Source organism: Streptomyces sp. HSS9-12 (assembly GCF_054963655.1).
Map to the genome: position 1 here is coordinate 78,179 of NZ_JBUEGC010000008.1, position 14,512 is coordinate 92,690.

Here is a 14,512-nt window from a genome sequence, read left to right on the forward strand (position 1 = left end):
GTAACGGTCCACTCGCATCTGGGACCGCGGGCCCGTCCCCGTCATCGCGGGGAGAAAAACCACCGGACCACGCCGGTGGCCGCCTCGGTCCGCTGCAGGTTGCGGCCACAGGAGTCACAGTGGAAGGGGTAGCAGCCACCCCGCGGCAGGGCCCGAGCATGCGCACGGCCGTTCCCGGCACGCCGCCCACCTCTTCGAGGAACGCGGCACGCTCGAGGCGGTGACCGAGCCGGCTCGGAACTGGTTCAACCGTCTTACCGTCTTGCGCAGACGCAGGCCTCGCCGACCTGTGCCGCCTGGGTCGAGCAGATCCCGACGGCCCGGCGGGCGGACCTGCCGCGATGGAACCGTGGGAAACCGACGGTGAGGAGGGATGACGACGATGCAGCACCGCACCGTGCGTGACGTGATGACCCATGAGGTCGTGTGCGCCCGCCCCGATACACCCTTCAAGGCCGTGGCGGCCCTGCTCACTGACAGCGATGTCTCCGCGGTCCCCGTGGTGGACGACCAACACTGCCCGGTGGGCGTGGTCTCCGAGACGGACCTGATGCGCCATATGGCGGCCCAGCCGGAACCGGGAGGGCACGCCCCACCGTTGTGGCTGACCCCGAACGCCCTCGCCAGGACCGAGGCGGAGACTGCCGCCGGGCTGATGACGAGCCCGGTCATCACGGCACGGGCCGACTGGAGCATCGTTGAAGCCGCTCGGGCCATGGAACGCAACAAGGTCAAGCGGCTCCCCGTGATCGACGAGACCGGCCGGCTCATCGGCATCGTGAGCCGTGCCGACCTGATGCGGGTGTTCCTTCGCCATGACACCGCGATCCACGATGAGATCACACACGATGTGCTCGAGCGGACCCTGATGATCGCCGAGGACGCTGTGCATGTCACCGCGGTTGATGGAGTGGTGACCCTCCGCGGCACCGTCCCGAACGAGAGCATGATCCCGGTCGTGGTGCGGCTGTGCCAGGCCGTCGACGGCGTGATCACCGTCCACGCAGAACTCAGCTCCGCGTCCGAGGGCGAGCCCGAGACGTGACTCGACGGGCCATGGCGATCCAGCCCTGCGGGACGGGGGCGGTGCCGACCGGGATGGGAGACGCGAGCCGGCGGCGATCGCAGCTTCCAGGTCAGCGGTGGCGGAGCGGGGCGGGGCGGGGCGAGAGAGGTACCGGTGGTGAGGCGGCCGGCACGGCGACGGATGTGGCGGTGCGTGGGATGCGGTCGCGGCGCCGGCCCGTCTGCCACCACCTCACGAAGCCAAGCCCGGGACCACCACGACCGACTTGACGCCCGTTAGGAACTCAGTCCTCAGGCGAACGGGCCGGAAGCCGCCTGCTCGGCCGATAGGGTGAACCGCGGCAGACATGCGAGCAAGGCGGTGGCAACACAGCATGGGTCCCAGCGGACAGGGCGGCGGGTCGCGAGTGCCGATGCCACCGGACACGGTGCGCACACTCGCCGCCTGCATCGCGGTGTTCCTGCCGTGCGACCCGCCGCGTGCCGGGCGCGTCGCCTTCCACCCACCGGCCGGCGGACAGCTCCCGGACGACGCGGGCCCGCTCGAGGAGCTGACCGTGATCCGCCCACACGGCGTCGGCGTGCGCCGCCACACCGTCAAGGCGGTCGTGCTGCCCGTCGCCGAGGCACTGCCGGTCCTTACCCGATGTCGCCCGGACGACGCCTCCCCCGCCACCACCGCGTGGCGCACCGCCGCGCTGTACGGGCTGCGGCTCGCCGCCCGCGGGCGGCTGATTCCGGGGCTCAGCGCTGAGGGCATCGACGCCTGGCGGCTCGGTCCGCTCGACCCCGAGGACGTGCGGTGGGTGCAGGCGCTGGCAGATGCGATGCCGCCCGAGGCCCATGCCGTTCCCCTCCCCGGCGCCACACCGCTGCGCGTCCACGAGCCGTACAGACTGCTGCGTGCGTTTCTCGACGCGGTCGCCGACGCCCTGCCGCGCACCCCGGCCGCGCGGTACGTCGCGGGCGGAGCCCCGTACGCGGTCGCCGAACCCCAGTACGTGCCGGAGCTGCGCGACTGGGCCTCGGAGCTCTCCGCCGGGCTGGACGCGGGCGTGCGCGTCTCGCTGCGCCTGGAGCTGCCGGACCTGGCCGAGTACGAGGAGGCGTACGACGCGGACGTGCCGTACGACGAGCCCGACGACTGGGAGAGCGCACCCTTCCGCGCCGTCGTCCAGCTGCACAGCCTCGCCGACCCCACCCTCGTCGCCGACGCCGGTGCCGTCTGGGCAGGGGCGGCCGGCGAGGCGTTCGGCCCCCGTACCCGCGTCGACGCGCTGCTCACCCTGCGCCGCGCGGCCCGCGTGTGGGAACCCCTCGCCCGCCTCCTCGAACAGGCCGTCCCCGACGAGCTGGAGCTCACCGACGACGAAACCACCGCGCTTCTCGGCGACGCCGCGACAAGGCTCGGCGCGGCCGGGATCGCGGTGCACTGGCCCAAGTCCCTCGCCAAGCAGCTGACCACCCGGGCCGTCGTCGAGCCCCCGGAGCAGCAGGAACGCGATGTCCCTGCCTTCTTCTCGCCTGAGCAGCTGCTGAACTTCCGCTGGCAGCTGGCCATCGGCGATCGCGAGCTGACCGAGGAGGAGCTCGACGCGCTCGCCGAGGCCCACCGCCCCGTCGTACGGCTGCGTGACCAGTGGGTGCTGGCCGACCCCGACCTCGTACGCAAAGCCCGGGACCGCAGGCGCGAACTCACCGCCTTCGAAGGGCTGACCGCCGCCCTCACCGGCACCCTTGAGGTCGACGGCGAAGAAGTCCCGGTCCGGCCCACGGGCCGGCTCGCCGCCTTGCGCGACAGCCTCGCCGACCCAGAGGGCGAGGGGCACGCGCGCGTGGCCCAGCCCGCCGCGCTGTCGGCCACCCTGCGGGGGTACCAACTGCGCGGCCTGAACTGGCTGCACCGGATGACCTCGCTCGGCCTCGGCGGCTGCCTCGCCGACGACATGGGCCTGGGCAAGACCATCACCCTCATCGCTCTCCACCTCCACCGGCAGACCGACCCCGCCACCGCTGGTCCGGCTCTCGTCGTCTGTCCCGCCTCCCTCCTCGGCAACTGGGCGCAGGAGACCGGGCGGTTCGCCCCCGGTACCCCCGTGCGCCGCCACCACGGCGAGGGCCGCGATCTCGACGACCTGGTCGACGGCGAAATCGTGCTCACCACGTACGGCACGATGCGCCGCGACGCCGCCGACCTCGCCGCCGCCGGCCCCTGGTCCCTCGTGGTCGCCGACGAGGCGCAGCACGTCAAGAACCCGGCCGCCGCCACCGCCAAAGCGCTGCGCACCATCCCGTCGGCCGCCCGCGTGGCGCTCTCCGGCACCCCGGTCGAGAACAACCTGTCCGAGCTGTGGGCTCTGCTCGACTGGACCACCCCCGGCCTGCTCGGCTCGCTCAAGTCCTTCCGCGACCGCTACGCCCGCGCCGCCGAGTCCGCCGCCTGGCAGGACGACACGGATGCGGCCCGCGTGGCCGCAGACCGGTTGAGCCGTCTCGTACGGCCCTTCCTCCTGCGCCGCAGGAAGTCCGACCCGGGCATCGCCCCGGAGCTTCCGCCCAAGACAGAGACCGACCGGACCGTCTCCCTCACCCGTGAACAGGTCTCCCTCTACGAGGCGGTCGTACGCGAGTCGATGACCACGATCCGCGAGGCCAAGGGCATTGCCCGCCACGGGATGGTCCTCAAGCTGCTCACCGGTCTGAAGCAGATCTGCAATCACCCGGCCCAGTTCCTCAAGGAGCGCGGTGGGAAGCTCCCCGGCCGCTCCGGGAAGCTGGAGCTGCTGGACGAACTCCTCGACACGATCCTCGCCGAAGACGGTTCGGTGCTGCTGTTCACCCAGTACGTGCGGATGGCGCGCCTGCTCGAGACCCACCTTGCCACCCGGGGCGTGGGAGTCCAGCTGCTCTCCGGCTCGACGCCGGTCGCCCGCCGCGAGGAGATGGTCCACCGCTTCCAGAGCGGCGAAGTCCCCGTCTTCCTGCTGTCGTTGAAGGCTGCGGGGACGGGGCTGAACCTCACCCGCGCCGGTCATGTCATCCACTACGACCGCTGGTGGAACCCGGCCGTCGAGGACCAGGCCACCGACCGCGCATACCGCATCGGCCAGACCCGGCCTGTCCAGGTCCACCGGCTCATCAGTGAGGGCACGGTGGAGGAGCGCATCGCCGAGCTGATGAAGCGGAAGAAGGGGCTGGCGGATGCCGTGCTCGGCTCCGGCGAGGCCGCCCTGACCGAGCTGTCCGACGATGAGCTTGCCGACCTGGTCGCCCTGCACCGGAGCAGTCGATGAGCCCCCGCCGCACCACCGCAGGCACCCGTACCCTGACCGTGCCGGCACTCGAACCGCGCCTCGGCAGCCGGTCGTTCGCGCATACCTGGTGGGGCAACGCATGGGTGCGCGCGCTGGAGTCCCCCGGCGCGGGCACCGGCCGCCTGCAGCGCGGCCGCACCTATGCCCGCTCCGGCGCCGTAGGCGCGATGACCGTCACCCCGGGGCGGATCGAGGCCCGGGTCAGCGGCAGCCGCCGCACCCCGTACCGCACAGAGGTGGCCCTGCCGGTCCTCGACGACGCCGCGTGGGACCGGCTGCTGGAGGCCATCGCCGCTCAGGCCGGGCAGATCGCGGCCCTGCTGGACCGGGAGCTGCCCGAGGCGGTCGCCGATGCGGCCCGGCAGGCGAACGCCGGACTCCTCCCCCGCCCGCACGAGTTCAACTACTCCTGCTCCTGCCCCGACTGGGGCCATCCCTGCAAGCACGCCGCCGCCGTGTGCTACCAGTTCGCCCGGCTGCTGGACACCACCCCCTTCGCACTGTTTCTCGTACGCGGCCGGGCGGAGGCCGAGCTCCTCGAAGACCTGCAACAGCGCAACGCCGAGCACGGTGCCACAGCGACCACTCCGGCCGGCCGAAAACCCGAGGGCCTCCTCGCCCGCGACGCCTTCGCCCGCGCCCGCTCCGGGCTCCCCGCCCCACCGCCACTTCCCCCAGCGCCCGAGCGCCCCGGCCCGGTCCCGGTACTGACCGGCAGCACCGCCCCGGCGCCCGGCATCGACCCCGAGGCCTTGGTACTCCTCGCCGCCGACGCCGCCGCCCGCGCCCTGCGCGGGTATACCGAAGCCCTCTGCCCCGGGACAAGGCCACCCGCACCACAGCCGCTGAAGCTGTCGGAGTGGCACGACACGGTGCGCTGGGCAGCCACCGACCCCGGCATCCACGCCTTCATGCGCCTGTGCCACGCCTCCGGCCGCCCGCCGCACGTCCTCGCCAAGGCGGTACGGGCCTGGCGGTACGGCGGTGCCGAAGGACTCGCCGTACTTGAGGAGGACTTCACCCCCGCCCCCGACGACCTCGTTCGCGCCCGCCGGCAGTTGGAGGCCGCCTGGGAGGGCGAGAACCCGCCGGCCCTGCGCACCACCCGCAACCGGTGGACGATCGTCGGCCAGGACGCCCAGCTCCGTTACGGCCGCGACGGCCGCTGGTACCCGTACCGCAAGCAGGACGGACACTGGTGGCCCACCGGCCACGCCGACAGCGACCCCGCGGCCGTCCTCACGGACCTGCTCACAGCCGACTGACAGAGGGCCACGTCGTGCGGCTCGCGCCAGCGGTTGCTCTCCGGCTGTACGCGCCCCGCGTACGGCGCGTATCGATGACCTCACCGGGAACCTCGGCCGCCTGCGCGAAGCGTTCCTCGTCCAGCAGATCGTCGGAGTGCGCGTACGCCGCCTTGATGTCCTCACGCAACTGGGCGGGGACGGGCAACGGCTGCGCGGTTGCCGGGCTGTGCGAGGGCGGCGGGTCGGCGACCGCGGGCGCCTGGGTACGGGCGCGGGGGGCGTACGGGTGGCGGAACACGCCGGTCGGGTCGGGTGCGCCGACGGATCCGGCCTCGGCCGGGGACGGGTCCTTACCGGCCGGAGGGAGGAACGGCAGCAGCCGCTCGTACACCTCCTGCGTGTCGGTGGGCCGCTTCTCGGGCGCCTTGCGCAGCAGATGCAGTACGAGCGGCTCCAGTGTCTCGGGCAGGTCGGGCCGCAGCACCCGCAGCGGGCCCCGGTACGCCAGTGCTGGCCGGGCCACCGTGGAGCCGCGCACTGCCCCACCGGAGGTGAGCATCATGGCTCCTTGTCCTCCCGAGCGCGGTCGTCTCTACCGGCGTTGCGGCTGCCGTCGGCCCGACGGCCGGCAATTGGGCGCCAGCTGCAGGCGGCACTGGTGCGCCTCCTGCGCCTGGGCCTCGACGGCACCGACAAGGAGATCCACGCCGGCGAGTACGGCGCCGCACCCGACGGTTACGACGTCCTGATCACCGGCCATGAAAGTCTCGGCATCGTGGAGGAGGTCGGCGGCGCCGTCACCGAGTTCAAACCCGGCGACCATGTCGTGGCCCGGGTGCGGCGGGCAGGCAGCAGCCTGTACGACCTGATCGACACCCCGGACATGACCACCGACGACGCCTACTACGAGCACGGCATCAGCCGGGTCCACGGCTTCCTGACCGAGTACTACGTCGAGGAGCCGCGCTACCTCATCCGCATCCCGCAGGGCCTGCAGCATGTGGCGGTACTGCTGGAACCGACCAGCGTCGCGGAGAAGGGCATCCTGGAGGCGTACGAGATCCAGCGCCGGCTCAAGGTCTGGCAGCCGCGCCGTACCCGTGGAGCGATCAAAGTCTTCGTCGAGATCGGCCAGCCGTGATCCGACAGCAGAGCGGGGCGGCCCGTGGACTGCGTCATACCAGCGGCCCCACCGGGGGCGGCCCTCACGTGGCCTCGCCCATACCCGATGGGCGCTTCTCCGACCGTGTGGGTGGTGCCTGTTCGCATCCGCGTAGCACCGCCAGCGCGACCGCGGGGAACAGCAGAACGGACAGCAGCCCGGCACAGACCAGGGCGGCGGCGGTGACAGGACTCATCAGCCCCACCGCGACTCCGATCTGCGCAGCCGTGACGAGGAGCGGCAGAGAGGTGGCCTGCAGCAGCCCCGCGGCCAGCGAGGACCGGCTCCCCAGCGAGCGCCGGTACAGCAGTGCCGGGGCGCCGCGTACGACCAGCAGGGCCAGCAGGAACAGCGGAACCCGCAGGAGTGCCGAGGGGCTTTCAGCCAGCCCGCGAAGATCCAGGCGCAGGCCGCTGGCGACGAAGAACACCGGAATCAGAAAGCCGTATCCGATGGCTTCCAGCTTGGTGCGGAAGTGTGGGTGGGTGGCGGAGTCCCGGTCCACCAGGCCGATGACCGCACCGGCCATGAACGCCCCGAGGATGCTCTCCAGACCGAACCTCTCGGCCAGCGCTGCGAACCCGACGAGCAGTACGACCGCCGCCCGGACCCGGATCTGGGCGGTGGTGTCCTGCAGGCGCAGCAGCACGTCACTGAGCCGCATCGAGCGGTCCGCCAGCACCACGACCAGTGCGGAGACGGCCACCAGGGCGGCGAAGGCGATCAGCAGCACAACGCGGGCGCCGGTGCTGCCGCCCGAGGTGGAGAAGAGCAGCGACAGCAGCACCACCGCGCTGAACTCCGCCACCGAGGAGGCCGCGATCGTGGTCTGCCCCACCTCGCTGTCCGTATGGCCGGCGTCTTTGAGGACCGGAACGACCAGTCCCAGCGATGTGGCCGAGAGGGCTACCGCGATCAGCAGCGGGCTTTGTACCCACCCGGTCAGGCGGAAGGACACCCCGGCGGCCGTGCCGAGGACGAGCGTGACCACGTAACCGAGCAGCGCGTATCCCAGCAGGCGTCCCCGCAGCCGGTGCACATCGATCTCCAGACCGGCCAGGAACAGCAGAAATGCCAGACCGAGGAGGGCCACGATCTGGACCGGCAGATCGACCCGGATCCAGCCGAGACCGGCAGGGCCGAAGGCGATGCCCGCGGCGATCTCCAGCACCACCGCCGGGATGCGCACCCGGGGAGCGAGGCCGAGCAGCAGCGGAGCCAGCAGCGCGATCAGGACGACGGCGAAGAGGTTGACGAGGGACACATCCGGCACCGCAGGCACCCCCTACACGCCGTACTCCTCCAGCAGGTGCAGCCACACCTCGCTGACCGTCGGGAAGGAGGGGACCGCGTGCCGCAGCTTTACCACAGCCACCGTCAGGCCGTTGTCGGCACACCGGCCGGCCGCGGTCTCTCCAGCGGGCCCCGCCCCGCCCCGACCACAATCACGTCTACGTCGTCCATGTCGGCTCCTCGCGTACGAATCGGCTCTCCTGTAGTCACCCGACGCGGGACAAGCGTTACGCCGCCGCTCACACACTCCGGGCCTTGATCACGACAGGACGCGACAGAGAGCCGCGGGTAGCGTGGGGCGAGAGGTCCCGAGGCACGCGGCTGTTCCGCCATCGGCCGGGTCACCAGGGGTCGATCGGTGGGACGGGACCGCAGGAGGTGGTCGCGTGGTCACCGATGTCGCCGGCGAAACGGTGATCGTCCAGCGGCTCCTGGACGGCGACGAGGACACGTTCGCCTTGCTGATGGACTCCTGGTCGCCGCAGATGCTTCGCGTGGCGAGGACGCATGTGACCACGGTCCAGTCGGCGGAAGACGTCGTCCAGGAGACTTGGCTTGCGGTGCTGCGTGGCCTGCACCGCTTCGAGCAGCAGTCCTCACTGCGGACCTGGGTCTTCCACATTCTGCTGAACAAGGCCAAGACCTGCGGCTCCCGCGAACACCGGACGGTACCCACGGCTGATCTCGACGCAGATGCCCGCAGTCCGCTCGACCCTGGCCGCTTCCGAGGGCCTGACAACCAGTGGCCCGACTACTGGCAGGTGTTCCCGCGGCGCTGGCAGCCCACTCCTGAGAGCGAGGTGCTGACCCGGGAGACGCGACACCTGCTCGCCGCAGAGCTGCGCCGACTGCCGCCCCGGCAGTGCGCAGTGATCGAACTGCGGGACATCAACGGCTACACAGCGGACCAGACCTGCCGGATGCTGGAAGTCACAGAGGTCAACCAGCGGGTCCTGCTTCACCGGGCCAGGGCGAGGCTACGGGCCGCCGTCGAGGAGTACTTCGGTTCTGCCGCGATGGAAGTACGGTGACCGGCACCCAGGAGCTGACCTGCAAGGAGTTCGTCGAGCTGGTCACCGACTACCTGGAGGGGACGCTGGACGGACCGACGCGGCGCCGCTTGCCTCAGCGACGGCACGGGCAGCAAGAGCGTGGCCCGGACGCCAGCCGGGCCCGGGGCCGGGACCGACGTCGATGCCCAGCGGCGCAAGTTGCGGCCTCGAAGTGTTGGTGCTGCCGTGGGACTTACGGAGGTGCCGAGAAGGAGGCCCGCGCGGCCGGTCATCGAGTGAAGATCGCCAGCCAGCCCGTCGCTGACATCATCGCGATGCCCCGCGCGTACATCGTCGAGGACACCCGCGGAGTCATGAAGTTCGTCATCGACGCCGACACCGACGAGATCTTCGGCGCCGCCCTGCTCAGCGTCGACGCGCAGGAAATCATCAACACCGTCGCGCTCGCCATGCGGCACGGCGTCAAAGCCGCCGAACTCCGCGACGCCGTTTACAACCACCCCACCTCAACCGAAGCCTTCAACGACGTGCTCGCCACCATCGTGCGAGCCGACGAGCCGCAAGCTGCTCGCACGTAGCCGTCCACGCGCAACCACCGACGGTCGAGGACCTCCGTGGCACGGTCTCTTTTGAGCGGACGGGTGCCCTGATCAGGCGGCGGCCGATCGTTCACTCGGGCTACGGGGAGTACCGTCCTTGCGGGACGAGCGGGAAGCAGAACGGGTGCCATCGGTAGCCCGAGTGTTGTGCCGGTCCATCGATGCGACACCAAGAGCACCAAGGCCGCCTCCTCGGTGATCAGCCACCGCCTCGTCCAGGCGCAGGCCGCGGGTGCGTGACCGTCGCTGGACGGCCCCCGAGGCGGCATACGGCGAACACCGCCGGCGGGAGCAGCGTGCGGCGTATCGCCCCGTCATTTTGCTGTTTGTGGACTGGTGGGGATGGGGGGGTGAGTGAGCGGGCACTCGCAAGCTATGACAAAGATGGGTCTTCCGGACGCTATGCAAGCCTGCCTGTTCGATCTGGATGGGGTGCTGACCAAGACCGCGGTCGTTCACGCCGCCGCCTGGAAGCAGACCTTCGACGACTTCCTGCTGCGCCGGGAGGGACCCGGCTTCCGGCCGTTCGACGCGGTCGCCGATTACGACGAGTACGTCGATGGGCGCCCGCGCGCCGACGGTGTACGGGCCTTCCTGGCCTCGCGCGGCATCGAGCTTCCTGAGGGAGCCGACGACGACCCTCCGGAGCTGGACACCGTGCACGGCCTGGGCAACCGCAAGAACACCCTGCTGCTGGAGAAGATCCACACGCAGGGCGTCGAGGCTTACCCGGGGTCCGTCCGTTACATCGAGGCAGTACGTGCGGCCAAGCTCAGCACGGCGGTCGTCTCCTCCAGCGCCAACTGCCACGACATCCTGGTCTCGGTCGGCATGGAGAAGCAGTTCGATGTGCGGATCGACGGCGTGGTCGCCGCCGAGCGCAAGCTTCCCGGCAAGCCACACCCCGAGACCTTCCTCGAGGCCGCACACGACCTCGACGTCGAACCGGAGGCAGCGGCCGTCTTCGAGGACGCCCTGGCCGGCATGGATGCCGGCCGGGCGGGCCGCTTCGGATACGTGGTGGGCGTTGACCGCGTCGGCCAGGCGGACGCGCTACGTCGGCACGGTGCCGACATCGTCGTGCAGGACCTCGCCGAGTTGCTGGAGGACAGAACGTGATCACCCATTCCGCCTACGTGGTCGAGCCCTGGCGCGTGCGCGAGACCGGGCTCGACTGGGACGTCCTGGCGCAGAGCGAATCGGTCTTCGCCTTGTCCAACGGACACATCGGATGGCGAGGCAATCTCGAGGAGGGCGAGCCGCACGGCCTGCCCGGCTCGTACCTCAACGGCGTGTACGAGCTGCATCCGCTGCCGTACGCGGAGGCGGGATACGGCTATCCGGAGTCCGGCCAGACGGTCATCAACGTCACCAACGGAAAGCTCATCCGCCTCCTGGTCGATGACGAGCAGTTCGACCTGCGCTACGGTCGCCTCCGCACCCATGAACGAGTGCTCGATCTGCGCAGCGGGCTTCTGCACCGCGTGTGCGAGTGGACCTCGCCGGCGGGCAAGACCGTCCGCGTGCGCTCCACCCGCCTGGTCTCCTTCACGCATCGGGCCATCGCCGCGATCGTCTACGAGGTGGAGCCGCTGGACGACGAGGTAGGACTCGTCATCCAGTCGGAACTCGTCGCCAACGAGCCGTTGCCCGAGCTCAGCGGCGACCCCCGGGTCGCTGCCGCGCTGGAGTCACCGCTACGGTCCGAGGAGCACCACGCGGAGGGTATGCGGCTGCGCCTTGTGCACTGCACTGCCGGAAGCAACCTGCGGATCGCGGTTGCAGCCGACCACGTCGTGCAGGGCCCGGCGTCCACGCAGACCTCCAGCGAGAGTGGGGACGACGTCGGTCGGCTCACCGTCATCACCGACCTCAAGCCTGGCGAGACGCTCCGGCTGGAGAAGCTGGTCTCCTACGGCTGGTCCGGGGTGCGCTCGCTGCCGGCCCTGCGGGATCAGGCGGAGGCCGCGCTCGCCGGTGCGCGCGGCACCGGCTGGCAGAGGCTCGTCAATCAGCAGCGAGCGTTCCTGGACGACTTCTGGGGACACGCGGATGTCGAGGTCGACGGCGACGCGGAGATCCAGCAGGCCGTCCGCTTCGCGCTCTTCCACGTGCTGCAGGCCGCTGCCCGGGCCGAGCAGCGGGCGATCCCAGCCAAGGGTCTGACCGGCTCCGGATACGACGGGCACGCCTTCTGGGACACCGAGACCTTCGTCCTGCCACTGCTCACCTTCACCCATCCGCGCTGCGTCGCCGACGCGCTGCGCTGGCGCCAGGACACCCTGCCGGCGGCGCGCGCCCGCGCCCGCCAGCTGGGTCTCAAGGGCGCGACCTTCGCGTGGCGCACCATTGACGGAGCGGAATGCTCTGGCTACTGGCCGGCCGGGACTGCGGCCTTCCACATCAACGCCGACATCGCCGATGCCGTCGTGGGCTACGTCTCGGCCACCGGCGACGAGGACTGCGAGCGCGAGACCGGTGTGGAGCTGCTGGTGGAGACGGCCCGCTTGTGGCACTCCCTCGGCCACCACGATTCCCACGGCCGCTTCCACATCGATGGCGTCACCGGACCGGACGAGTACAGCGCGCTCGCGGACGACAACGTCTACACCAATCTCATGGCCCAGACGAACCTGCGGGCCGCCGCCGACGCATCCGAGCGCCACCCGGAGCAAGCCACGGCTCTCGGCGTCGACGCGGAGGAGACCACCGCCTGGCGGGATGCCGCCAAGGCGATGAGCGTCCCGTACAACAGCGCGCTGGGCATCCACGAGCAGTCAGCGGGCTTCACCCGCCACCAGGTCTGGGATTTCGCCAACACCCGGCCCGAGCACTACCCGCTGTTGCTGCACTTTCCATACTTCGAGCTGTACCGGAAGCAGGTCGTCAAACAGGCGGACCTTGTGCTGGCGATGTACCTGCGGAGCGACGCCTTCGAAGAGGACCACAAGGCTCGGAACTTCGCCTACTATGAGCCGCTCACGGTCCGTGACTCCTCCTTGTCGGCGTGCGTCCAAGCCGTCATGGCCGCCGAGGTCGGCCATCTGCGCCTGGCCTACGATTACTTGAGTGAAGCCGCGCTGATGGACTTGGACGATCTGGAGAGAAACACCCGCGACGGCCTGCACATCGCCTCCGTGGCTGGCTCCTGGATCGCGCTGGTCGCGGGTTTCGGGGGCATGCGCTACCGCGAGGGAACCCTGCATTTCGCCCCCAGGCTGCCCGAGAAGCTCAGCCGGCTCGCCTTCTCGGTGCAAGCACGGCAGCGGTGCCTACGGGTCGAGATCACCGACTCCCAGGCCTCGTACGTCCTGGTGGCTGGAGAACCGATGCAGATCCGGCACTGCGGGGAGCCCGTGACAGTATCCCGCGGCACCCCGCAGACTCGCGCGGTCAAGCCGCCAACTGCCTTGCCAGAACCCACCCAACCGCCAGGGCGCCGCCCTGAGCGCCCCCACTGAACGGACAGCCCGGCGCGCGGCGGACAGCATGACCTGGAGTTGATGGCGTCGTCGGCGCACGTGTGGTGGGCGACGACGGTGGACCACCGCTGCTCTGCGCGCTGCCGCAGCCGGCCGGCAGTCTCCGGCCCGGCGCGTGAATGCGTTGGCGGGTCACGCGGATGTGGTTCGGTAACGGAATGCCGGGATGAGATGGCAGGATTCCGTCAGGAGTTGAGGGTGGGTCCCGGCCAACCTAGGCTGATAAGAGCGGGTGAGCGAGATGACCCGCGCTCGGCCAAGCAAAGCATCTGCCTGGTATGGCGGTCCTCCCGAATCGGTGACCTGCCTGATCGCGCGGCCGGGGCTTTACTCCGGCCTCCTGGGCCAGGCTCGCCGACGCAGTGCACCAGTGGAGAACATCCGTCGAAAGCACGAAGGCGGCGGAGCGATGATCAACCTCGACACGCTGTCGGTGAACACGATTCGCGGATTGTGCCTGGACGCAATCCAAAAGGCCCGTTCCGGGCACCCCGGGACTCCCATGGGCATGGCACCGGTCGCCTACACGCTGTGGCAGAGGTTCCTGCGCTTTGACCCCGCCGATCCGATCTGGCCGAACCGCGACCGCTTCGTGCTCTCCGAAGGTCACGCCTCCGCTTTGCTTTGGTCGCTGCTGCACCTGACCGGCGTCCGCGCGGTCGATCCCGACTACGAGGTGCTGGGCCGCCCGTCGGTCACACTCGATGACCTGAAGTCGTTCCGGCAACTCGACTCGCGCTGCCCTGGCCACCCCGAGTACCGGTGGACGAGCGGCGTCGAGACGACCACGGGTCCGCTCGGCCAGGGAGTCGCCACCTCCGTCGGTATGGCCATCGCCGGCCAGTGGTTGGCGGCGCGGTTCAACCGTGGCGACCTCACGCTTTTCGATTTCGACGTGTACGCGCTCGCCGGGGACGGCTGCATGATGGAGGGCATCTCCTCGGAGGCCGCTTCGCTGGGCGGGCACCTGCAGCTGTCCAACCTCTGCTGGATCTATGATTCCAACCGTGTGACGATCGAGGGTCACACCGACATCACCTTCACCGAAGACGTCGCCGCCCGGTTCCTGGCCTATGGCTGGAATGTGACCACCGTAGCCGACGCCAATGACCTCGATCAGGTGAGCCGCGCCTTCCGCACGTTCCGAGCCGAGACCGGGCGTCCCACCCTGATCCTGGTGCACAGCCACATCGGCTACGGCTCTCCTCTGGAGGACTCACCGAAAGCACACGGGGCGCCGTTCGGGGCGGAGGGGGTCAGGGCGACCAAGCGCTCCCTCGGCATACCGCCGGACGCCGACTTCCACATCCCCGACGGCGTCTACGACTGGTTCGCCCGAGGAATCGGGGCCCGGGGGGGGGAGCAACCTGTTCATC

The 14,512-nt window shown here is 70.3% G+C and carries 10 protein-coding genes and 1 pseudogene; 9 read left to right on the forward strand and 2 right to left on the reverse strand.

Features of this window, described 5'->3' with window-relative positions; genetic code table 11:
- Nucleotides 1-373: 373 nt before the first annotated feature.
- From ACY34J_RS06480 to ACY34J_RS06490, 3 genes are all read left to right on the forward strand, one after another.
- Nucleotides 374-1,045 carry a CBS domain-containing protein gene (locus tag ACY34J_RS06480; RefSeq protein WP_462725676.1) on the forward strand — a complete coding sequence of 224 codons (672 nt, stop codon included), beginning with the start codon at nt 374-376 and terminating at the stop codon, nt 1,043-1,045.
- 355 nt (nt 1,046-1,400) lie between these two features.
- Complete coding sequence (locus ACY34J_RS06485) at nt 1,401-4,319, forward strand: DEAD/DEAH box helicase (RefSeq protein WP_462725677.1); 2,919 nt, start codon at nt 1,401-1,403, stop codon at nt 4,317-4,319.
- A complete protein-coding gene (locus ACY34J_RS06490) occupies nt 4,316-5,605 on the forward strand; it encodes an SWIM zinc finger family protein (RefSeq protein ID WP_462725678.1) in 1,290 nt (429 codons plus the stop codon). The genes ACY34J_RS06485 and ACY34J_RS06490 overlap by 4 nt, the downstream gene beginning before the upstream one ends.
- On the opposite strand, the gene ACY34J_RS06495 is transcribed toward ACY34J_RS06490, so the two are convergent.
- A complete protein-coding gene (locus tag ACY34J_RS06495; RefSeq protein WP_462725679.1) occupies nt 5,592-6,149 on the reverse strand; it encodes a serine/threonine-protein kinase in 558 nt (185 codons plus the stop codon). The two genes, ACY34J_RS06490 and ACY34J_RS06495, sit on opposite strands and share 14 nt — an antisense overlap.
- Before the next feature lie 96 nt (nt 6,150-6,245).
- On the opposite strand from ACY34J_RS06495, the gene ACY34J_RS06500 reads away from it, so the two are divergent.
- Nucleotides 6,246-6,728 (forward strand): alcohol dehydrogenase catalytic domain-containing protein, encoded by a 483-nt coding sequence (locus ACY34J_RS06500; RefSeq protein ID WP_462725680.1) that lies wholly within the window; start codon nt 6,246-6,248, stop codon nt 6,726-6,728.
- Between the two features lie 64 nt (nt 6,729-6,792).
- Here the strand turns inward: ACY34J_RS06500 and ACY34J_RS06505 are convergent, their stop codons facing one another.
- Complete coding sequence (locus ACY34J_RS06505) at nt 6,793-8,022, reverse strand: cation:proton antiporter (protein ID WP_462725681.1); 1,230 nt, start codon at nt 8,020-8,022, stop codon at nt 6,793-6,795.
- Nucleotides 8,023-8,428: 406 nt separating this feature from the next.
- Between ACY34J_RS06505 and ACY34J_RS06510 the strand changes: the two genes are divergently transcribed.
- The 5 genes and pseudogenes from ACY34J_RS06510 to ACY34J_RS06530 form a co-directional block, all read left to right on the forward strand.
- Nucleotides 8,429-9,073, forward strand: a complete 645-nt coding sequence (locus ACY34J_RS06510; protein ID WP_462725682.1) for an RNA polymerase sigma factor — start codon at nt 8,429-8,431, stop codon at nt 9,071-9,073.
- Nucleotides 9,070-9,633 carry a zf-HC2 domain-containing protein gene (locus ACY34J_RS06515; RefSeq protein ID WP_462725683.1) on the forward strand — a complete coding sequence of 188 codons (564 nt, stop codon included), beginning with the start codon at nt 9,070-9,072 and terminating at the stop codon, nt 9,631-9,633. Before ACY34J_RS06510 ends, ACY34J_RS06515 begins: the two co-directional genes overlap by 4 nt.
- A gap of 396 nt (nt 9,634-10,029) precedes the next feature.
- A complete protein-coding gene (locus ACY34J_RS06520; protein ID WP_462725684.1) occupies nt 10,030-10,773 on the forward strand; it encodes a beta-phosphoglucomutase family hydrolase in 744 nt (247 codons plus the stop codon).
- Nucleotides 10,770-13,115 carry a glycoside hydrolase family 65 protein gene (locus tag ACY34J_RS06525; protein WP_462725685.1) on the forward strand — a complete coding sequence of 782 codons (2,346 nt, stop codon included), beginning with the start codon at nt 10,770-10,772 and terminating at the stop codon, nt 13,113-13,115. Before ACY34J_RS06520 ends, ACY34J_RS06525 begins: the two co-directional genes overlap by 4 nt.
- 430 nt (nt 13,116-13,545) lie before the next feature.
- A pseudogene (locus ACY34J_RS06530) lies at nt 13,546-14,466 on the forward strand (transketolase family protein); the annotation flags it as partial.
- Nucleotides 14,467-14,512 lie beyond the last annotated feature (46 nt).

What these genes read in the sequence shown, in the direction of transcription:
- ACY34J_RS06480 (WP_462725676.1), top strand. Translation starts at nt 374, where the DNA reads ATGACGACGATGCAGCACCGCACCGTGCGTGACGTGATGACCCATGAG.
- ACY34J_RS06485 (WP_462725677.1), top strand. Translation starts at nt 1,401, where the DNA reads ATGGGTCCCAGCGGACAGGGCGGCGGGTCGCGAGTGCCGATGCCACCG.
- ACY34J_RS06490 (WP_462725678.1), top strand. Translation starts at nt 4,316, where the DNA reads ATGAGCCCCCGCCGCACCACCGCAGGCACCCGTACCCTGACCGTGCCG.
- ACY34J_RS06495 (WP_462725679.1), bottom strand. Translation starts at nt 6,149, where the DNA reads ATGATGCTCACCTCCGGTGGGGCAGTGCGCGGCTCCACGGTGGCCCGG.
- ACY34J_RS06520 (WP_462725684.1), top strand. Translation starts at nt 10,030, where the DNA reads ATGACAAAGATGGGTCTTCCGGACGCTATGCAAGCCTGCCTGTTCGAT.